Source organism: Pseudoblastomonas marina (assembly GCF_034374265.1).
Classification (GTDB): domain Bacteria; phylum Pseudomonadota; class Alphaproteobacteria; order Sphingomonadales; family Sphingomonadaceae; genus Alteriqipengyuania_A; species Alteriqipengyuania_A marina.
Genome location: NZ_CP139718.1, coordinates 2,031,135 through 2,051,057, shown reverse-complemented (window position 1 = coordinate 2,051,057; position 19,923 = coordinate 2,031,135). Strand labels below are relative to the sequence as shown.

Sequence of the window (19,923 nt, the reverse complement as noted above, 5' to 3'; positions counted from 1 at the left end):
CGTAGGGCGCAATCCTGCGGACGGCAGACATCCGAGACCGGAGACTGAAATGATATCCATAACGAAACCTCAATCCAATACAGCTTGCGTGCGCATCCTCGCGTTCATTGCAGTTTTGCTGATCTTCCTCGCCTCGGGTGCCGAAGCCTGGGCGCACAACGTCGCCGAGGGGGACAAGGGGTACATCCAGGAGAGCAGCGGAATGCTGATCCTGCCGTTTATCTATCTCGGCGCGAAACACATGGTGACCGGATACGATCACCTGCTCTTCCTCTTTGGCGTTATTTTCTTCCTCTACCGGTTGAAGGACGTCGGTATCTACGTGACGCTGTTCGCGATCGGTCATTCGACCACCCTGCTTTTCGGTGTCCTGACCGGCATCACGGCCAATGCCTATCTGATCGATGCGATCATCGGCCTGTCGGTGGTCTACAAGGCTTTGGACAATCTCGGCGCCTTCCAACGATGGTTCGGGTTTCAGCCCAGCACCAAGGCAGCGACGCTGATCTTCGGATTCTTCCATGGTTTCGGCCTGGCCACGAAGATCATTGAATTCGACATCGCAGACGACGGCCTCGTTCCGAACCTGCTCGCCTTCAATGTCGGGGTGGAGATCGGACAGTTGCTGGCGCTTGGCGCAATCCTGATCGTGATGGGCTTCTGGCGCAGAACCCAGAGCTTCATGCGTCACGCCTTCGCCGCCAACACTCTTCTCATGACCGCGGGCTTCATGCTCGTTGGCTACCAGCTCGTCGGCTTCGCCGCAGCCTGACCACATTTTTCCAGGAGCAAAAGATATGTTCAATTCACAGCGTCCCTCCACCAGCGACCTTCCCACCAACCGCCAGCTCGTCAAGGCGACCGCGTTCGCCGTGGTGACCTCGACTGTCCTTCTGGTCACCGTGGTTCTACCCGCAGAATATGCGATCGATCCGACCGGAGCGGGCCGTATTCTAGGGTATTCCGAGATGGGCGAGATCAAGCAGCAGCTAGCCGCGGAAGCGGCCGCTGACGAACAGAACACAGCCGTCGAGGAAGTTCCCACACTCGCCGATACAAGCGGGAGCGGCTCCGAGCGCACCGATGTGACCGAATTAACGCTCGCGCCCGGTGAGGGTGCCGAAGTAAAGGCGATCATGGCCGAAGGCGCCAGCCTCCAATACGAATGGTCGGTGCAAGACGGCCATGTCAACTTCGATACGCATGCCGATGCGCCGGGCATCTCTTATCACGGATATGACAAGGGCCGCGAATCTACTGGAGAGGCGGGCACGCTGGTCGCCGCCTTCGATGGCAGCCACGGGTGGTTCTGGCGCAATCGTTCAGGTGCAACCGTCACCGTGACCCTCAAGACCGACGGCAGCTACTCCGAAATCAAGCGCGTGGTTTAGGTCAAGCTTTGCCTCAAGGAAGACATCGCCATGCTCTCCGTTCTGACCAATTGCACGTATCGTCACCTGTTTCTTGCGCAGGTCATCGCGCTTGTCGGAACGGGGCTGGCGACGGTTGCTCTTGGCTTGCTGGCCTATGATCTCGCCGGTGCCGACGCCGGCGCGGTCCTGGGTACGGCACTTGCCATCAAAATGGTCGCTTATGTCGGCATCGCTCCCCTGGCGGGCGCTTATGCCGACAGATTGCCCCGCAAACGCCTGCTTGTGGGAATGGACATCATCCGTGCCAGCGTGGTGCTTCTGCTCCCTTTCGTCGATGCGGTTTGGCAAATCTATCTGCTCATTTTCCTGCTGCAGTCGGCATCGGCCGTGTTCACGCCTACCTTCCAAGCAACCATACCCGACATCCTGCCGGACGAAGAAGAGTACACGAATGCTCTTTCCCTGTCCCGACTGGCCTATGATCTCGAAAGCCTCATCAGTCCGGTCCTGGCCGCCGCGCTACTGGTTATCATAAATTTCCATTGGCTATTCGCAGGAACAGCTATCGGTTTCGTGGTTTCTGCGCTTCTCGTAGTGAGCGCGGCTTTGCCGTACAGAAAATCGGCCGCAAAGCGCGTCGAGAGCGTATGGCGCAAGACCACGCGGGGCATGCGGGTTTATCTAAAGACACCCAGACTTGTCGGCTTGCTGGCAGTAACCCTGGCAGCGGCAGCCGGTAGCGCCATGGTCATCGTCAATACGGTAGTTATCGTGAAGAACATGGGACGGACGGAGGGCGACGTTGCGCTGGCTCTGGCGGCTTACGGAGCGGGCTCGATGTTGGCTGCGCTCGCCCTCCCGCGCATCCTGACGCGAATTAACGATCGCACGATCATGATCGCTGGCGGCGGCCTCTTGCTGGTCACGCTGGCAACTTTAGGACTGGTGTTCGGAGAGGCGGGGATACAAACCCTCTGGGTGGCTTTGCTCGTCGGTTGGCTTGCGATGGGTATCGGGTATTCGCTTTGCGTCACGCCGAACGGGAGATTGCTCAAACGATCGTCGGCGGATGAGGACCGCTCGGCATTGTTCGCTGCCCAATTCGCGCTCAGCCATGTTTGCTGGCTCGTCGCATATCCCATGGCCGGACAAATCGGCGCACAGCTTGGCATGATGCCAGCCTTCTTGGTTCTCGCTGGCCTGGCCGCCATGGGTGTTGGACTTGCCCTGTGGCTTTGGCCCCGCAACGACCCCTCGATGTTGTTCCATTCGCATCCCGACCTGCCATCCGATCATCCGCATTTGGAAGAGCACGGAGGAAGCAGTCACCAGCATCATTTTGTCATTGACGATCTGCACACCGGGTGGCCGGGCAAGGTGTGAAGCAAGATAGGCGGCCCGTCCTTGCAGGGACGGACCGCCCGCCGAGAGACCTGGACCTGTCAGGAGGAGTCAGGCAGCCTGCTCGGCATTCTCGTTGGTCACATCGCCGCTGAGCGTTTCGCCGGTTTCCCCATCGACAGAAGCAGCTTCCTCCAGATCGGCAGGGACGTCAGCATCAGTGAACCGCATGATCAAAGGCACCCAAACCTGTGCCCGTTCCTTGACTTCGGGCTCGCCAATGAAGTTGCCCGAGAAGATGCGTTCGGCAGCGCTCGCCAGTTCGGCTTTCTTCGAGGCAGCATAGCGACTGACCAGTTCGGGACCGCCCGTAGCATCGAGCGCTTCGAGCGTGCGGGCCTTGGCCACGCGGTCGAAGTAGTTGGACGCCGTGGGACGCCACCAATGCGCGGTCTCAATTTCGAGGAGCGAGCCGAGTGCCTCGTGCATCGGCACCGATCGTTCGCCTTCGCAGGCAAGGCTGGCAACTAGCGTGCGCGAGACAACATGGCCAAGCCAGGCCGAGCACGCCCCGTCGGAAAGCGCTCGGAATTTCGCGAACCGCTCGACATCGCTTTCACCCGCACGCCAGCTTTCATCGAGCGACCCGGCGAACTCGGCAAGCGCGGCACTCGCCGGCGCATCCTTCGCCTCGAACCCGGTGACAGGCCCGGACGCGACCGAGCCAACGAGGGTCGACGCTTTCTTGGCGCGCCAGTCGTGCCCATCGGCATCGGCGAGCGTGAAGACCATGAAGTCGAGCGCTAGTGCCGGGTCGTTGGCGAGATGGATTGCCAGGATGTCGCGGCGCTGCATTGCGAGTTCGTCGAGCAGGCGCTGGGACAGCGAGCTCCCCTTGGGCTTAGCCGCACCGCTCTCTTCAATGGCCTCGACCATGCCTTCGTCAGCAATAACTTCGGTCTCGGTGTAGTACTGCGGGACCAATGTCGGCTCGCCATTGCGCGAGAGGACGAGGAAGGCGCCGGCCTCCGGTTTCAGTTGGTCGGCAAGCACGGGGGGACGATCATTGAGCGCGCGCATGGCGCGGTCGATCACCACGAGTTCCTGTTCGGCCTTGGCGACCTCATCTTCGTCGCTGTCTTCATCTTCGAGCACGGCGGCGACGCGGTCGTAATCGGCCTCAAGCTCGCCGAGCTCCTGCGTTTCCTGCTCGGTCATCGGTGCAGGTTCGCAAGGCAAGCGGCTCATACCTTCGACAAGGTCATGGCTGACATAGTTGCCAAGGGTCGGCCGAACCCAGGCGAGGCCATATTCGATCGCGACCTTTTCTGCGGCTTCTTCCATGGCCTTGTGTGCGAGGTCTTCGAGCAGCGCGACATCGATCCAGCTTTCGCTGGCATCATCGTCGAACAGTTCGCGCTCGATCCGGCCGCCTGCGGCGAGATAGGCATCGCGTCCGACGAGAACCGCTCGCGGATCGGAGCCACGAACAGTTGCGTCGAGCACCATGCGGCGGATCGTGTCGGGAGTGATCTGGTACCAGGCGTCCTGCAGCTCGGCATAGACATGCGCCTGGCGCTCGACATCGGAAATCGCGCCGTAGGCCTTGGCCATGTCGAGCGTGATCGTGCCTTCGGCGAGCGCTTCGAAAACGCAGGGCGCGAGGCTTGCCAAACGCAGGCGCCCTTCGACGAACCGGACGGTGAGGCCGAACCGACGCGCCACATCTTCGGTGGTTGCCCCTGCCTCGATGATGGAAGCGAAGGCCTGCGCCTCGTCGGCCGGGTTCATCGCGAGACGCTGGAAGTTCTCGGCAAGACTGGCCTCTCGAACTTCGCTTTCCTCGCCTTCGATGACGAGGCAGGTGACCTCGTGGCTTTCGGGCAAGGTGCCCTCTTCGGCCAGCGCCTGCAGCGCGGCGAGACGGCGACCGCCAGCCTCGACTTCGAACTTGCCGCGCTTTCCTTTGCGCACGACGAGGTTCTGCAGCAGGCCGCGCGCAGCAATGTCTGCCCGCAGCTGGAGGTCGGCGAGGACATCGCTCGACTTGCGAACATTGCGCGGGCTCGGGACGAGCTTCTTCAAGGGAATCGACTGGATCATGGGTGTTCTCCTGATGGAATGAAGGCGCAGGTGAGTGTCACGAGGCCCACAAGCCCAAAGGGCTCCCTCCACTCTCATTCTGAGATTGGGGTCTGCCCGAGGGATCAGGCGGCAAGCGCGGGGAGGACCGACGAGGCTTTCGACGCCGGGACGAACAGGCGCGTGCGGTAGCGGATGATCTCGGTGAAGCAGCCCTTGTTCTTGTACCAGTCGAGCCGATCGGGGGAGAAGCCGATCAGTTCGAGGCGCTGTTCGCCGCCGACCAGCGAGCGTTTCACGGTGAGTGGATCATGGCTAGCAAGGCCCAGCGGTTTGCCGCTGGCGAGGACGAGGTCGCCGATCTGGTCCGGCGCCGGACCGGTAACGCCGGAAAGACCAAAGGTATCGGCAATCGCAGCGAGATCGATATCGAGCACCTCGCGGCCGATGATCGACTGACCATCTTCGGCAACGAGCCGGGTGACCCGAACATGATCGCCTGGGAGGCGCTTCCAGACCGGAAGCAGAAGTCCGGTGGCGAGATGGACGCGCTCAGTTACCGGTGAGTTGGCCGCCTCTTCTTCCTCGGTCCGCCATGCGCTGGTGAACGAGGTGACGCCAATTTCCTCCCAATGGCTCTCAGCGAGTGCGTCAATCGCCCAGTTCGCGGACTTGAGCGGTCGCAGCAGGCGCCGACGTTCGATCACGGCCCCGTCATCAGCGATGAGCCGCCGGGCTGGAACCGACAGCGCAACCTTGCCCGAGCGCGCATTGCGCATCGGGATTGCGTGCGGGCTGCCAATCTCGTGCATCCGCACGAGGCGCTGCAAACGCAGAGGCCGAAGGTGCCTCGTCACTTCGAGCGAGACGAGGCGGGTTTCGGCCCCTGAAACAGGATCGGTGCGGAGCAATTGATCAGAGAACACCTCGAATCTGTCGACGCGGACAGTTTCCAGACCCAGATCGAGCGTTCCTGCTTCTCGTGCGGCCTCGATCCGCGCTTCGACAAGCCCGAGATACTCTTCGAAGATGGCGTTCTGCAGTGCGATCGGGAGCGCGAGTATGCGATTGAGCCAGCGCTGGATGGTGGGAAGGTTATCGCTCAGCCCGCCATCGGGATTCCCGAGCTTGAGGCCTGTCCTCTCGACGAAGTCCCCGAAACCGACCGCCTCGAGTTTGCCATCGTAAAGCAGGTGGAACCAGCGCGAGAGCGCGTCCTTCGCATAATCGCTTTCGAGATTGTCGGCAGGGTCGAACAGGTTCTGACCGCCGGTCTGGCGCTGGCCGCGTGTGAGAGCGCCCAATGCGTCGAGCCTTCGCGCGATGGTCGAGATGAAGCGGCGTTCGCCCTTCACATCGGTAGTGACCGGGCGGAACAGCGGCGCAGAGGCCTGGTTGGTGCGGTTTGTCCGGCCGAGACCCTGGATCGCATTGTCCGCACGCCAGCCCGGCTCGAGGAGGAAATGGACCCGGCGTTGCCGGTTCCGGGCACCGAGGTCCGCGTGGTAGGAACGTCCCGTTCCTCCGGCGTCCGAGAAGACCAGGATCCTCTTGGTCCCCTCCATGAAGCTTTGCGCTTCAGCGACATTGGCGCTTGCGCTTCGGCGCTCAAGCCGCTGCTGACCGTCACGCCCCATGACAAGCCGGCGCGAGCGGCCGGTGACCTCGGCGACCGCGTCGGTTCCGAAATGCTCGATAATCGCATCGAGCGCGGTAGCGATGGGCGGCAAGGCGCAAAGCTGCTCGATCAGCGCGTCGCGCGCGGCAATGGCACGCGAGCAAAGAACGGGATTGCCGTATTCATCGCTCATCGCTTCGGAGCGCGGATTGCCGTCCTTGTCGGTGAAAACCTGCATCAGGCGCACGGGAAAACTTTTGGCGAGGTAGTCGATCACGTATTCGCGCGGGCTAAGATCGATGTCCAGCGCTTCGAGTTCCTCGTCGGAGAGGTCGGCCAGGCGACGGTCGAGCATCGCCTCGGCGGTCGAGACCAGTTGGACGACCACCGAATGGTCATCACTGAGCGCCTCTTCCATCGCCGGGATCAGGCTCGGCAGTTTCATAAAGAGCAGGAGCTGCGCAAAGAACCGCTGCTTGGTGCCTTCGAAGATCGAGAGCGCCGCAGCCTTGGCGTTGCGATTGAGCGTATCACCGCTGTCTTCGTCGACCACGCGGGTCGCTTCGAGCGCTTCGTCGAGATTGCGGTGGATGATCGCCCAAGCCTCGGCGTAGGCATCATAGATTCGCACCTGCGCTTGGGTGAGTTGGTGCTCGAGGATTTCGTATTCGACCCCCGCAAACGACAGCGCGCGGGCAAGGTAGAGCCCCTGTGCCTTGAGATCGCGGGCGACGAGTTCCATCGCCGCGACGCCGCCGGCGCGGATATCGGTCATGAATGCCTCATGCGTCGGGAAGGCAGTTTCGGGGCCCCACAGTCCAAGCCGGGCTGTGTAGCCGAGATTGGCGATGTCGGATGCGCCCGTGGCCGACGCGTAGAGCACGCGGGCGCGCGGCAGATGGTTTTGCAGCCTGAGACCTGCCATGCCCTGCTCCGAGCCTTTGACCTTGCCGCGGGTGGACGAAGAGCCGAGCGCATTGGCCATGGCATGCGCTTCGTCGAAGGCAATGACACCCTCGAAATCTTCGGCAGCCCAAGCGAGGATCTGATCGAGCCTCGTGTCCTCGGCGCGTCCCGAACGCAGCGTCGGATAGGTGACGAAGAGAATGCCCTCGGGCATCGTTACTGGAGTTCCGAGCTTCCAACGGGAGAGCGGCTGAATATCGAGCGGGAGCCCCCCGAGCGCTTCCCAATCGCGGCGCGCATCTTCGAGCAATGCCTCGTTCTTGGTGATCCAGACGTGACGGCGTTCGCCCGAGAGCCAGCGATCCATCATGACGCCCACAATTTGGCGCCCCTTGCCTGCGCCCGTACCATCACCGAGGAAAAAGCCCTGCCGGTAGGAGTGGCCATCCTCAGCAAGTTCGACCGTCGTTCCTTGTTGGCTCGGTCGAAACTGCCCGGGAAGGTCGCGGGCGAATGCCTCGCAAGCGTAGATCAGTGTTTCGCACTGTGCCGCCGATAGCAGTTTGTCGCTCTGCCAGTTCGCAGGAAGCAAGGGACGCGCCTCAGGCACGGGCGCTGCAACCGAGCCCATCGCAACCGATTCTACGAGCGGCGTCGGGTGGACCGGTGCATCCTGCATGATGACGCGGCTTGGCCGGTAAGGCAGGTAAATACCCGCCTGTTCGGGAACGGGTGCGGGCTCTGCCAGGGCGTGATAGTTGAGCGCGACTGCCGCGCTTTTTTGGGCGACTCCAGTCACGAAAGGAGCGACCGGCTTGCGCGAGGCAGTGCCGCTTACCGAGGTCGCAACCGAGCGTACCGGAAGGCGTTGGATGTTCGGTTGCCTCGGCGCGCGATCGGGCAGCTTCGCCAGGCAGGAATGGAGTGCGGAGAGATCGGCGAGCTCCTCCGTGATTGTGGAGGCGTCCTGAAGAGCCGCCTTCTCGATCACGACCATTCTTACCGCGATCCCGGTTCCGCTTCGTGAGAATGCGCCCGACAACCTGATATTGAGCAGCAGCGAAGCGTTTTCCTGATCTTCGACAAATGCCGTGGCATCAAAGCCGTCCGGGAGAATGGCCACGAGGCGACCTCTTGACGCGCAAATCCGAAGCGCACTGCGCAAGTGGCGCATTGCCGTGCGGCCATCGACGCCCCGCTCCCGGCTTCGGGCGAAGGGAGGGTTCATCAAGATGACGCTGGGGCTTGGACCATTGGCGAATTCGGCGATCAACTCGCCATCATGTGCGGATAGACGGGCATGAGGGAAGGTATGTGCCAGCGTATCGCGCCTTGCGATATCGATCTCGTTGAGACTGAGCGAGCACCCTCGAACGTCACTCCACAACGCAAGCGCGCCATTACCGGCTGACGGTTCGAGAATCTGATCACGCGAGATGAGCGACGCGGCCTTGGCCATGAGCCAGGCAAGGATCGGCGGCGTTGAGAACTGCTGAAATTCGACCTGTCCCTCGCTGCGCACGTGGCGAGGCGGCAAGGCTGCCTCGAGCCAATCGAACCGCGCTGCAGCCTCGTGGAAACCGGTATCGAGGTCGATCCGTGAGAATTCTCGAAGCCAGAGCAAGGCTCCGATTTCAACCGCGTTGTTATAGTCGTCGATGGTCCAGGTACTGCCCCAGTCCTGCGCGTCGGTTTGAGCGGCGAAGAATTCGGCGATGTCGGGTCGGGTGAGGTGGCATCCATCCGCAAGTCGCCGGGCAATTTGTTCACCGATTGCGAAAGCGAGCGGAACCGTGCGTGATTTTTCACGGTCGGAGAAAAGGTCTGACTGAAACATGGCTTGTCGTCCTCCTGATTGAGGCATCGGGACATGCGCCCTCTGCCGGGTCAGGAATTCGAGAAGCTCTCTCCACTCTTATCGACACGCCTTTCGGCGCAGCCATGACTGAAGTGCGTCGTTCCAATCGGTGCCGCGCGATTTGGGCCGTCGGACTTGGATGTGTCGCCCTTCACGGAGATAGGCATCGCGCCCTCGCTCTGCCGCAAGCTCGCCGCCCGCATCGTGATCGACGAAGAGATGGAGGTCGGCAACGCTCTCCGGGATGGCAACCAGGCCGAAGCGTTCATTGCCCAGCGTTGCCCACGTTGGAATCCCGGTGAGCGCATAGGCCGACATGGCGCTTTCAATGCCTTCGGCGAGACCGAGCTTTCCTTCTACTGGTGCAAAAAGACGTACCGCCGCTTCGCCGAGCGAACCCAGCGCACGTTTCGGCTTGGCAAACGATGCCTGCGTATCGCCGGAATGCGACAGGAAGGTCCGGTGAACGGCAATCGGTCCCTCGTCGAGGCTGACCGCAGCTATCATCGCCGGCAGAAAGCGCGCGCGCCCCTTCGGTCCGAGCGGTGTGCGCGGATGAAACCTCAGCGCATGGGACGTCGCGAGGATGCCGCGCTCTTCGAGATATGCCTTGGCAGGACTTCGTTGCAGCGGCCGGGCATCGCGCCAGATGCGGAGTGCTGCAGCCGATGGCTTGCTGGAATATCCCGGCTGGATCGGAAATTCGTCAGAGGAGCCAGAGAATAGCGCTGAGATCTCGAGCCCCTCTCGAGCGAGGGCGGAAAGCACGCTCGCCTGATCGCAGCCGGCGAAACAATGGAATAGGATGGCCTTCCGGCCAAGGGTGACACCAAGCGAAGGCGTGCGATCGTCATGCGCAGGACAACGGGCTATGCCCTTGGTGCCAGACCACTTGCCGCCGTGGCTCTCGCAGAGCCTGCGAGCGGTGATCTCCATTGAAGTGAATCTTGTCGTTTCATGAGTGGACATGGGCTCTGCGATCCTTCCTGGCTCACCATCCGATGCCCCCTCTGCTCTGGCTGACCGATGCACGAGATAGCAGCTGCCGGAGGCTCGGGCGCTGGATCACAAGACCGGCAAGACGGAGCCTTGAATAGCCCAACGCCAGATGCTCGTAACAGAGCGCCGCACATTCCACTTGGCGTCTTCTACCAAACCATTGCGGAGTATTCCCGCAGGAAGGCGAGCCGGAGACGGCAGGCCGCCTCCGGCCAAGGGGCAGGCGTCTGCCTAATCCCTTGTCTGTCAGATCACTTGGTTTGTTCGCCTCTCAATTCGCGCCGTGCCTGCGGCAGACGGTCTCGCCAGGTCCGCTCATGAGACACGCGAAAGACCTTTCCGGGCCTGCTCAACCCGACCAGCGCGGCAACGGGCATATGTCTGGTTGCGCCTTCGCGCTTCGCGCGCGCAAAGATCACTTTTGCCCGTTCGATTTCTTCGGCTGTGTAATTCATATCGTGCTCCTTTGGTTAGCCTGCAGGAGCGGTCGCATGAAAAAAGCGAACCCCTCTTACAGGGTCCGCCGGTTAACCTCCCGATGGAGGACGGGACCTTGGATCATCGATCCAGGGCTGCCGACCAATGCCGGCATGCGAGACGGTTTTGATATAGGCAGCGATAGCGATCATACAACTTCCAGAAATGCTACTCCCTCTCCATGACCGAGCCTCTCCCCGCAATCGACATCAAGATCTCTGCAGAACCCTCGCTCTTTCTGGAGAGAATGTTCGCGCTAGGCGAGCAATCAGGCCGTTTTACCATCGAGCATGTCGACGACCGTGCCGGTGGAACGCGCCTGGAAGTCGTCAACTTCCGTCTCCTGAACGAAAGCCCGCATGAAGAACACGGTTTCCAGCTGATAGCGCGCCGGGAGAAGCCCGACCGTATCCAGGTCGAGATACGCGCGCAGCGCTGGTCGCCCGATCCGCCCACGCGGGCTGTCTATGAACAGTCCGCCCGCGATCTCGTCCGACCGCTTCTGAAAAGCTACAACCGGTCCTTCCAAACGAAGCATCGCTTGCGCATTGGTGCCCGTGAAGGATCATCGTTCAGAATTTCGGAGCGAACGCAGACCCTGCTCCGTCGTTTCACGACCCTCGCCAATACACGGTCGCTCCATCCCTTCGACTGGCGCCGGTTCTACCTACTCGTACGCGAGGGCCGACAGGAAATTCCCGATCATATCCTGCGCGCGAAACTCGAACAGGCAGGTTTCGCGCCCGCCAAGGCTCAGGAACTTGCGAGACTCTACGCGCATCTATGGGAATTCAAGCAATTGCGCTGAAGGGATGCGATTGGGACCATGAGGCGGCAGCGAAAGAGTGTCGGTCGAGCGGCCGCGCCGTTCGCGAAGGTGCAGACCGCATTCGAACCGACGCCCCGGACTCACAATACCAAGAGATAGGCCTTTCAAGCGACCTGGGAGCGAAGCTCTGATACGGACGGATAGCGGGTTATGACCACGTCGCTGTCGTTAACGGCGGGCTGCGATGCCTCGAGCTGGGCAACTATTCGCCTCAGGGTTTCCGTATAAGCCTGAGGACAGCACAGGATCAGTTCGGTGCCGTTTCCATAGATGCCGCCCCAATTGACGAAGAAGGTGGCCCAGCCATGTCGGCTTTCCCACTTGGCTTGCGCTTTGGCGTTTTGTTCGGATCTACCGGGATAGGGCTCGGTCGAGAGCAGGTGCATGCGCGTATCGGGATCATACCAGCTATGGTCGTGATCTGCGACCGGCGGGCGGCAATCCCAATCGCCCCCCGGATAGCGTCGACGCGCATCCGAAGGTTTTAAGCCTGTCGCATCCATGAACTGAAGCGCTCGCGCGACCCGTCCGATGTACCATTGGGTTTCATCGGCATGGCGTTGTTGACCCGATCTTTCGATGATTTCGGGCGAGCGCAGTCTGCAGGCACCGAAATAGCCGGTCAGATGATGGGGTCTGATGAGTTTCAGGAGTGGGGTGTGAAGATCAAGGCCAATTTCGGCAGTGCCCCCGTCTTTAGATTCATAACCCCACCAGTCCTGGCGGATCGTGATCCTGGAAGGAGGTCGCCGTTTCTCCGGCAGCTTGCGCTTCGCTTCGATATAGCCGCCAAACCCACCATGCCGGGCAGCAAGGTCCAGTGCGCGGTGGCGGGGCAAATCTTGCTCGGCCTCAATCTTCTTGGCGAGCGATTTCAGTCCGGCGAGGGTTTTGTATGCAAATGACATCGTTGGTCTCCGTCAGCCTCGGACCGGCGTCGCCTGCTACCGCCCCCGAAGCCGCGAAAACGCGATGGGTGCATGTTGGATTTGCAGTGCCGTTATGGCTTCGCGGTTGCAGGCGGCAGGCCTCTGCTGAAGGCCATGGAGAATGTGCATTGCGGGCTGGGCCGTGTCAACGTTCGGTGAGTATGTCCGAAATTGTGATACAGTTTTCGGACAAAGACGCTGCGCCTTCGTCGCGCGATACGCAGATTTTCGATGGAAAGGTCTGAAACCGAAGAGCGCGCGCTAGGCGTGGGAAAGTGGTGATTTGGAAGGAAACCCCAACCAGAGCCACGCGCCCTGCCGAGACAATCGCATACTGCGACCAGATTGGCATAGTTTGCACAGCCACAGCAGAGCCGTCGTTTTTTCCTAGCGTAAACATGACATATCATTCACTATTGCTTAAATTCACATGATATGTCATGTACTGCCTATGCCACGCGCCTCCAGAGCCGCCAGCGGACTGCCGCCACAAAGCCAGCGAGCTATAACGCAGCTCGGCAAGGACATCGCGCTTGCTCGTCGCCGCCGCAAGATGCCGCAGCGGTTGATGGCGGAACGCATGCTGGTGTCGGTTCAGACCCTCCAGCGGCTCGAAGCTGGTGATCCGACAGTCGGTCTCGCAGTACTTGTCAGCGCACTGCATGTGCTGGGGATGACACAGCGCCTTGCCAGCCTGGTTGCGCCAGAGAGCGATCGAGCGGGCATAAGCGAGGACCTCTCGCGGTTGCCCGAGAGAACGCATGCGGCCAGCGATGACGAACTGGATTTCTGATCGGCCATGACGACCATCCGCACTTATGTATTCGTCCATCTTCCCGAGGGCCCGGTCCCTGCGGGTCTGCTGACCATGACCGACGAACCGCGCAACCAGTCCGCGACCTTCGCTTATGGCCGCCGGTATCTCGAGCGCCCTGACCGGATCCCCGTCGACCCGGTCGCTCTCCCACTGCACGACACCGGGACCAGCCGCACCTTCCGCACCGAGGAAGGGTTTGCCGTCTTTGGCGGCATCCGCGACGCGGCTCCCGACGGTTGGGGCCAGTATCTTATGTACAAGGCTATGGGCGATCGACTTCCGAGCGAAATCGATCTTATCCTGGCTTCCGGAGAGCATCGCGTAGGCGCGCTCGCATTCGGGCCCACTCCGGAGCGACCGGAGCGCATTACTCCATGGGGCGACGGTCCCGCTCCGGGTGAAGAGTTCACCCTCGCCGAGCTCGCCGAGGCAGCCGAACGAGCGCAACATGTCGATGAACTGGATGAGAACTTGCGCGCGCTCCTGGCCGCAGGTTCTTCGCTCGGCGGGGCGCGCCCGAAGGCAGTGACGCAGATCGGCGAGCAGCCCTGGATCGCCAAATTTCAGAAGCGCGGCGACAGCTTCCCCGAGTGCCGTGTAGAACTCGCAACGATGCGGCTCGCCGCCGAATGCGGCCTCGACGTACCCGCACTCGATTTTCGCTGCGTGCTCGAACGAGAAGTCTATCTCATCGAACGGTTTGACCGGGTGCCGCACGGCAACTGGCTTGAACGATGTCCGTTCGCCTCAGGGCTGACCATGTTGGGTGCCCATGAAAGCGAGGTAAGCCGCTACAGCTATGCTGATCTCGCGGGGGCTATACGCCAATATGGAACGAAGGTGCGTGAGGACCTCCACGAGCTGTTCCGCCGGATGGTATTCAACATACTCGTCACCAATGATGACGATCACCTGCGCAATCACGGCTTTCTGTTCGACGGGAATGGCTGGCGCCTGTCTCCGCTCTACGATGTCGTGCCCAAGCCGCAGGTAGGGCTGGAGCGACGCCTTGTACTGGGCGTTGGCCCGGAAGGCCGCAATGCCACGCTCGACAATGCGCTGGCTGGAGCAGCAGTGTTCGATCTCGGCCCCGATGAGGCTTCGGCCGTGACCCAGGAGTTGCGCATGATTGTTTCTGCGCGCTGGCGGCCGCTGTTCAAGGACGCAGGGTTGAGCGCTGCTGATCAGGGCCGCTTCGCAACCTGCTTCCGCTTAGCCAGCGAAGATGACTGAAGCGATCTGTGTCGCAAAGCGGTCACCCAGTGCGGGTTTGGAACTCGCCTTTCAAACCGAGAGGGCATCAAATACGACCCAAATACCTATCGCAAGAAACAGCACCGCGGCAATCATCCGAACCGTCTTTAGTGGAACCCGTTCAATAATCCGATTGCCGAAGTAGACTGCGGGTACGTTCGCCAGCATCATCCCAAATGTGGTACCAATGGTGACGAGAAGGACGTTCTGGAACTGGGCACTCAATGCGATAGTGGCAACTTGCGTCTTATCGCCGATTTCGACGAAGAAGAGTAAGCGCTGTTTTCAGCCCACGTCGCCCCAGGGCATGAGTTCGCCGACGCGGTTGGCCGGGTGACCGTTGGCGAGGCTCGAGAGAGTGGCGGTCAACCAGGCGTTCGGATCGATACCGTTCAGTTTGCAGTTTTCGATGAGCGTGGCGATCACCGCCCAGTTGTCGCCGCCTTCGTCGGAACCGGCGAACAGGGCGTTTTTGCGATTGAGGGCGAGCGGGCGGATGGAGCGCTCGACGGTGTTGTTGTCGAGATCGATGCGGCCATCATCAAGGAACCGGAGGAGGCCATCCCACCGGGTGAGCGCATAGCGGATCGCTTCACCGAGCCTGCTCTTGGTGCTGACCTGCCGGCCACGGGTGTCGAGATACTGGTGGAGATCGTCCACGATGGGCCTGCTCCGTGCATTGCGGACGGTCTGGCGTTGCCGCGCCGACGATCCCCGCACTTCGTCTTCGATGGCATAGAGTTCGGCGATGCGGCGCAGCACATCTGATGCGACCGGCGAGCTGTCTGCCAGTTCGTAGAATTTGCGTCGCACATGCGCCCAGCAGAACGCGAGGGTCACGTCGCCGCGACGGCGGGCAAGAGCAGCGTAGCCGCCATAGCCATCGACCTGCAGAATGCCTGCAAAACCCTCGAGATGCGCTTCAGGCCGTTCGGCCTTGCGATCGGCGGCATAGACGTAGGCGACCATCGGGGGATCGCTGCCGCCCCAGGGTCGATCATCGCGGGCATAGGCCCATAGCTGACCGGTCTTGGTTCTGCCTCGTCCTGGATCGAGCACCGGTGCCGTGGTCTCGTCGGCGAACAAGCGCCCAGATCGTCGCATTTCTTCGAGGACATGATCGCGCAAGGGTCGCAGATACCAGGCCGCCCGGCCAACCCAGTCGGCAAGCGTCGAACGGTCAAGCTGAACGCCCTGCCGGGCATAGATCTGTGCCTGCCGGTAAAGCGGCAGGTGATCGGCGTACTTGGAGACCAGCACCTGCGCGATCAGCGTTTCGGTCGGGATGCCGCCCTCGACGATGCGGGCCGGTGCTGGAGCCTGGACGATGGCGCTCTCGCACGATCGGCAACCGTAGCGGGGACGACGCGTGACCAGCACGCGGAAGGTTGCCGGAACCACGTCGAGGCGTTCGGAGACATCTTCGCCAATCTGGTGGAGAGCACCGCCGCAGCAGGGGCAGTCATGGCTCTCAACATCGACAACCTGCTCGATCCGTTCCAGATGCGTCGGAAGCGAACCACGGTTGGTCTTGCGCGGGCGCTCGGCCTTCTGCTTGCTCGCCTGCTCCTGCGCGTGTTCGGCTGCGGCCAGGGCTGCTTCGACTTCCTCAAGGGCAAGCTCGAACTGGTCGGGATCGAGTTGCTCGGAACGGCGACCGAACCGGGGACGCTGCATCGCTTCGATGATCGCGCGCAGGCGCTCGACCTCATCGCGAAATGTCTTGAGCGTATCGAGCTCACGAGCCTGTTCGAGCACGAGCGCTCGCAGCGCTTCGACGTCTTCGGGCAGGTCCGCTTCTATCAGCATGGAGACACTGAATCAGTGGTGCGGTATCCCGTCAAGCGGCAATCTGCGGCGCCTTCGGGCGACGTCCGCCGTGGACACGCCGCCAGTCCAGTCCCTCCAGCAAAGCGCCCAGTTGTGCCGCTGTAAGACGCATTACACCATCGCGGATGCCGGGCCACTTGAAGCCGCCCGTCTCCATCTTCTTGGCCATCAAACACAGGCCCGTGCCATCCCACCAGATCATCTTGATCCGGTCGGCGCGCTTGGCCCGGAACACATAGATCACGCCGGAATAGGGCTTGCCGCCATACTCGGCGGCCACCAGTGCCGCGAGCGAGTCCGGTCCCTTGCGAAAATCCACCGGGCGCGTTGCGACCATCACCTTTGCGCCAGTACCGGGCCCGATCATCGCGTCTCTCGCAGCGCAGTGATCACTGCCGAAATCGTGCCCGCATCCGCTCCGCACCCGATCTTCACCGTGATCCCGTCCACTTCCAGTTCCACCGTACTGGCCTTGCCGCGGCGTCGCCGTCGTGTCGGCTTGTGCCTTGGTGCCGGATCGGGATCGGGCATCGCATCGATCACCGCCGGAACGAAGGTCTGCTCCGGCTTTGCAGTCTCAGGAACTATGAGACCGTGTTCTTCCATCTGCGCACGCAACTGGCGACGCCAGGTGAAGAGTTGCGAAGGAACCAGGCCATGACGGCGCGCGACCGCGCTCACCGACTGCATCCCCGAATAGCTCTCGGCGACAATCGAGGCCTTCACCTCCGGCGGCCAGTCCCGACGCTTGCCCGCGCCGGTGAACACCTCAAACCGCTGAACACCGTTAGTGCCAGTATCGTCACATGACATCGTCATAGCACCAACGCCCCTCCCGCAGATCAGGGCGCGGAAACTCGACGCTTCAGATTATCTGCGCAAGGTGGAGACGCGACAGCGCTTACGAAGAAGAAGGCAATCGTCGTGGTGAGAAACGCGCCAAAGCGCTTAGGGTTTTCTTCGTCGTCATCTTCGAACTTGTCAGGTACTAGTGTCCACACGGCCATCGCCATAAAGCTAGCTCCCACGGCCAGTCTAAACCACTCACCGTCGAGTATCGCAGCGACCGATTGTCCAATGAAGGCGGCGATCCCGTGATTGGCGAGCGTGGCGATAAGTATACCGAGAATGATCGGGAGAGGTTTGCGGAAACGGGTCGCGAGTACGATCGCGAGCAACATGGTCTTGTCGCCGATTTCGGCGAGCGCAACGACCGCTGCTGATGTAAGAACTGGGTCCATGAAATTAATCTCCGGGCCGGGCTGCAAGACTGCAACGACACCACGCCTTCCGCCGGCCGGACGAAAGCGAGGTGTCATTGGTCTTGCCCGGACGGAAACCCGTCCTGCTGCGCCATGATCTCTCGACCAAGTATGTTGACGCAGAAAATCGCTCCTGGAAGCGGTTGGGCTACTCCCCAGATGACGCGTTGCCGCTAGCATGCGCCAGCCCAAGATACAACCAGACCGACCGAAAGCATCATGCGTCTGGCCTTTGTCAGGCTGTCGTGAGCGAGTTCACCTCAACCGTGACATGAGAGAGCCCTGCTGCTTCGATCAGCCGGTCGCGATACACCGCGGGCTCGCGTCTGTCCTCGGTGACGAGAGCCACGATTGCGGCATGATGGCCTGGTCCGAGCTGCCAGACATGTAGATCGGTAATCCGATCGCCCTCTGCGGCGATGACCTCCCGGATCTTCATTTCCAGCGGGTCGCTATGGCCACGGTAGTCTAGCATCGTCGCTCCAGTATCGCGCATAAGCCCCCATGACCATTTTGCGATGACCAGCGCACCCACGATCCCCATCAGCGGGTCGAGCCATATCCAGCCGTAGAGGCTTCCAGCGATGAGCGCGACAATAGCCAGAACCGAAGTCAGAGCATCTGCCAGTACATGCAGATAAGCTGCACGCAGGTTCTGGTCCTTCCCGCTTTGGTGATGCGAATGGCTGTGATCGTGGTGATGATCGTGGCCACCATGGCCATGACTATGACTATGACCGTGGTCATGGTTGTCATGCAAAAGCCACGCACTTGCCAAGTTTACGACAAGCCCGATGACTGCGACAATAATTGCCTGTTGGAAGCTGATGGCTACGGGATTTGCCAGCCGGACAACGCTTTCCCAACCAATAAGAAGTGCGACCAGTGCGAGTATGATGGCGCTGCCGAATGCCGCAAGATCCCCGACCTTGCCCGTGCCAAAGGCGAACCGCGGATTGCGAGCATTCTTCCGCGCAAACAAATAGGCTAGGGCCGCGATAAGCATGGCGGCAGCATGGGTAGACATATGCCAGCCGTCTGCCACCAGAGCCATCGAACCGTAGAGTGTACCGGCGGTAATTTCGACGATCATCATAACCGTCGTCAGCGCGATCACCAGCCAGGTCCGGCGCTCATTTCGCTCATGATTGTGGCCGAGGAAAACGTGCTCATGTTCGTGCTCGCTCGTCCGGCTGTCGTGCCCACCGGTCATTTCAAATAGGTCCGCACGACCTGAATCAGGTCCGCTGTACCTTCAGCTCTGGCCGGATCGGTCTCGGTATCAGGGTTGGAGACATGTTCGCGGATGTGATCTTCAATCAACTCGACGGTGAGACCATTCATTGCTCCTCGGACAGATGCGACCTGGTTGAGAATGTCACTACAAGGGGCCTGAGCCTCCAAAGCGCGCTCAATTGCCTCGATCTGACCTTTAAGCCTCTTTACCCGCGCCAACAGCTTCGGATTATTGTTTGTATGAGCCATATAGAATAGGGGGGTACCCTATACCTACGGTCGGATCAACAGTTTAGTACGAGGCAGTTTGCATCAGCTGACCGACAACCTTTCGATCATCCGCTTCCGCAATGACAGAGCCGAAATGCCGACCGCCCGATCTACTCGACCAAGTCCGTTCTCAAACCAAAGATTGACTACCCGTTCTCGGGAAACCGATTTCACCAGTGCCACTAGGGCTTTTCCAGTGGTTGCTCCTAAAATTACAGGTTCGCCCTGACGTCAGCTTTGTCGCGCCCGATGCTCCAAACCAGACAAGAAGCAAAGGGCCCGAAGCTACGGGTTATAGAAATCAGCAATAGCTCCGCGCCAGGGATAAGGACTGCCTCCCAAATCAGTCCTCTGACTCGGTGATTGCCCGGTGATTGCCCGGTGATTGCTAGGCACAAAAAAGGATCCGAAAAAACCTATTTTAGAGTTTATGTTCAATATGTTACTGTTTTTCTATGCTAAAATCTGGTACTTCCGCTACCGCCGTCGCTAGGGCGAACTTTACTCCGGCTCGGCCCCGTCACGCTCCTGTGAGGCGGCCATCAGGTCCATGAAATTGCGCGCGGCTTCGCGATCTTCTTCGTCTTCGAAGGCGACATCGAGAGCGGGGGCCGCATCGAGCATATAGAGCATTGCCCACAAGCTGAAGCGCTTGCCCGGATCGCGTTCCAGCCCGAGATCGACGCGGCAATGCTCGATTCCCGCGGCGAGGGTATCGGGCGAGATCTCCGATAACTCGGTGGTGGCGAAATAGCGCTGGAGCAGGTCGTCGAATTGCATCGCGCATCCCTAGCAGCGGCGATGCGCGGGTGCCACGCCGGGCGAAAACAAAAGGGCCGCCC

At 60.8% G+C, this 19,923-nt stretch carries 17 protein-coding genes, 2 pseudogenes and 1 riboswitch; of the genes and pseudogenes, 6 read left to right on the top strand and 13 right to left on the bottom strand.

The window, feature by feature from the left end:
• Nucleotides 1–88 precede the first annotated feature (88 nt).
• From T8S45_RS10140 to T8S45_RS10130, 3 genes are read left to right on the top strand one after another with little or no spacing between them, the layout of a single operon-like run.
• On the top strand, nucleotides 89–772 hold the full coding sequence (locus T8S45_RS10140) for a HupE/UreJ family protein (RefSeq protein WP_456107288.1): 684 nt from the start codon (nucleotides 89–91) through the stop codon (nucleotides 770–772).
• A 25-nt stretch (nucleotides 773–797) separates the two neighbouring features.
• Complete coding sequence (locus T8S45_RS10135; RefSeq protein WP_322293637.1) at nucleotides 798–1,391, top strand: transmembrane anchor protein; 594 nt, start codon at nucleotides 798–800, stop codon at nucleotides 1,389–1,391.
• 30 nt (nucleotides 1,392–1,421) lie between these two features.
• Nucleotides 1,422–2,756 (top strand): MFS transporter, encoded by a 1,335-nt coding sequence (locus tag T8S45_RS10130; protein WP_322293636.1) that lies wholly within the window; start codon nucleotides 1,422–1,424, stop codon nucleotides 2,754–2,756.
• A gap of 69 nt (nucleotides 2,757–2,825) precedes the next feature.
• Here the strand turns inward: T8S45_RS10130 and T8S45_RS10125 are convergent, their stop codons facing one another.
• The 4 genes from T8S45_RS10125 to T8S45_RS10110 form a co-directional block, all read right to left on the bottom strand.
• The gene (locus T8S45_RS10125) at nucleotides 2,826–4,817 is read right to left on the bottom strand and encodes a ParB/RepB/Spo0J family partition protein (RefSeq protein WP_322293635.1); all 1,992 of its coding nucleotides are present in this window, start codon (nucleotides 4,815–4,817) and stop codon (nucleotides 2,826–2,828) included.
• 104 nt (nucleotides 4,818–4,921) lie between these two features.
• The gene (locus T8S45_RS10120) at nucleotides 4,922–9,157 is read right to left on the bottom strand and encodes a strawberry notch-like NTP hydrolase domain-containing protein (RefSeq protein ID WP_322293634.1); all 4,236 of its coding nucleotides are present in this window, start codon (nucleotides 9,155–9,157) and stop codon (nucleotides 4,922–4,924) included.
• Between the two features lie 78 nt (nucleotides 9,158–9,235).
• A complete protein-coding gene (locus T8S45_RS10115) occupies nucleotides 9,236–10,114 on the bottom strand; it encodes a DUF7146 domain-containing protein (protein WP_322293633.1) in 879 nt (292 codons plus the stop codon).
• A 314-nt stretch (nucleotides 10,115–10,428) separates the two neighbouring features.
• Entirely contained in the window at nucleotides 10,429–10,632 is a 204-nt protein-coding gene (locus tag T8S45_RS10110; protein WP_322293632.1) for a hypothetical protein, read from the bottom strand.
• A 203-nt stretch (nucleotides 10,633–10,835) separates the two neighbouring features.
• On the opposite strand from T8S45_RS10110, the gene T8S45_RS10105 reads away from it, so the two are divergent.
• Nucleotides 10,836–11,462 (top strand): hypothetical protein, encoded by a 627-nt coding sequence (locus tag T8S45_RS10105; protein ID WP_322293631.1) that lies wholly within the window; start codon nucleotides 10,836–10,838, stop codon nucleotides 11,460–11,462.
• A gap of 125 nt (nucleotides 11,463–11,587) precedes the next feature.
• On the opposite strand, the gene T8S45_RS10100 is transcribed toward T8S45_RS10105, so the two are convergent.
• Entirely contained in the window at nucleotides 11,588–12,391 is an 804-nt protein-coding gene (locus T8S45_RS10100; RefSeq protein ID WP_322293630.1) for a hypothetical protein, read from the bottom strand.
• Nucleotides 12,392–12,863: 472 nt separating this feature from the next.
• On the opposite strand from T8S45_RS10100, the gene T8S45_RS10095 reads away from it, so the two are divergent.
• Both T8S45_RS10095 and T8S45_RS10090 read left to right on the top strand, forming a co-directional pair.
• A complete protein-coding gene (locus T8S45_RS10095; protein WP_156493942.1) occupies nucleotides 12,864–13,205 on the top strand; it encodes a helix-turn-helix domain-containing protein in 342 nt (113 codons plus the stop codon).
• A gap of 6 nt (nucleotides 13,206–13,211) precedes the next feature.
• Nucleotides 13,212–14,462 (top strand): type II toxin-antitoxin system HipA family toxin, encoded by a 1,251-nt coding sequence (locus tag T8S45_RS10090; protein WP_322293629.1) that lies wholly within the window; start codon nucleotides 13,212–13,214, stop codon nucleotides 14,460–14,462.
• 51 nt (nucleotides 14,463–14,513) lie between these two features.
• Here the strand turns inward: T8S45_RS10090 and T8S45_RS10085 are convergent.
• The 8 genes and pseudogenes from T8S45_RS10085 to T8S45_RS10050 form a co-directional block, all read right to left on the bottom strand.
• Nucleotides 14,514–14,753: pseudogene (locus tag T8S45_RS10085) on the bottom strand (TMEM165/GDT1 family protein); the annotation flags it as partial.
• Between the two features lie 15 nt (nucleotides 14,754–14,768).
• Nucleotides 14,769–16,292, bottom strand: coding sequence for an IS66 family transposase (gene tnpC, locus T8S45_RS10080; RefSeq protein ID WP_322293628.1), 1,524 nt, complete (start codon nucleotides 16,290–16,292; stop codon nucleotides 14,769–14,771).
• A gap of 31 nt (nucleotides 16,293–16,323) precedes the next feature.
• Entirely contained in the window at nucleotides 16,324–16,680 is a 357-nt protein-coding gene (tnpB, locus tag T8S45_RS10075; protein WP_066850628.1) for an IS66 family insertion sequence element accessory protein TnpB, read from the bottom strand.
• Complete coding sequence (gene tnpA / locus T8S45_RS10070) at nucleotides 16,677–17,132, bottom strand: IS66-like element accessory protein TnpA (RefSeq protein WP_066850627.1); 456 nt, start codon at nucleotides 17,130–17,132, stop codon at nucleotides 16,677–16,679. The genes tnpB and tnpA overlap by 4 nt, the downstream gene beginning before the upstream one ends.
• An 83-nt stretch (nucleotides 17,133–17,215) precedes the next feature.
• Nucleotides 17,216–17,554: pseudogene (locus tag T8S45_RS10065) on the bottom strand (TMEM165/GDT1 family protein); the annotation flags it as partial.
• Between the two features lie 13 nt (nucleotides 17,555–17,567).
• A riboswitch (yybP-ykoY riboswitch) is annotated at nucleotides 17,568–17,745 on the bottom strand.
• Between the two features lie 65 nt (nucleotides 17,746–17,810).
• Nucleotides 17,811–18,788 carry a CDF family Co(II)/Ni(II) efflux transporter DmeF gene (gene dmeF, locus T8S45_RS10060; protein WP_322293627.1) on the bottom strand — a complete coding sequence of 326 codons (978 nt, stop codon included), beginning with the start codon at nucleotides 18,786–18,788 and terminating at the stop codon, nucleotides 17,811–17,813.
• Nucleotides 18,785–19,060, bottom strand: coding sequence for a metal/formaldehyde-sensitive transcriptional repressor (locus tag T8S45_RS10055; RefSeq protein WP_322293626.1), 276 nt, complete (start codon nucleotides 19,058–19,060; stop codon nucleotides 18,785–18,787). Before T8S45_RS10055 ends, dmeF begins: the two co-directional genes overlap by 4 nt.
• 522 nt (nucleotides 19,061–19,582) lie before the next feature.
• A complete protein-coding gene (locus tag T8S45_RS10050; RefSeq protein WP_188642711.1) occupies nucleotides 19,583–19,861 on the bottom strand; it encodes a hypothetical protein in 279 nt (92 codons plus the stop codon).
• Nucleotides 19,862–19,923 lie beyond the last annotated feature (62 nt).